This window comes from Neisseria sp. P0001.S005, from assembly GCF_051963715.1.
In genome coordinates, this window is record NZ_JBQCTZ010000907.1 from 1 (window position 1) to 311 (window position 311).

At 54.0% G+C, this 311-nt stretch carries 1 protein-coding gene; it reads right to left on the minus strand.

Going from position 1 to position 311, the window contains the following annotated elements:
- Positions 1 to 235, minus strand: a 235-nt coding sequence (locus ACTHSP_RS23445) for a hypothetical protein (protein WP_440347175.1), incomplete at its 3' end; no start/stop codon positions are given.
- Between the last annotated feature and the right edge of the window lie 76 nt (positions 236 to 311).

The following is a 311-nucleotide window of genomic DNA, read 5'->3' on the forward strand; positions in this document are numbered from 1 at the left end:
GACGATTGTTGCGGTCGCGTCCTTGAAGGCCGTTGTATTTCACACCCTCTTCGCTGCGAGCCTTGTCGTCCGTTTCAACTCGCGCCTGTTCGCCATCGGCCTGAACGTTCACGTCTTCAACACGGTTTTCCGTAGATTGATGGCGGTTGCGCTCGTTACGGCCGTTGTTGCGGCGGCGTTTATTTCCGTTTTGTTCCGCTTGGTTTTCAGACGGCATCTCAGCCAGTGCGGCCACTTCTTGAACGTTTACGTCTTCAAACGTTTCCTAAACACGGTTAAGCACGTTGTTGCGCTCATCGCGGCGGTTGTTT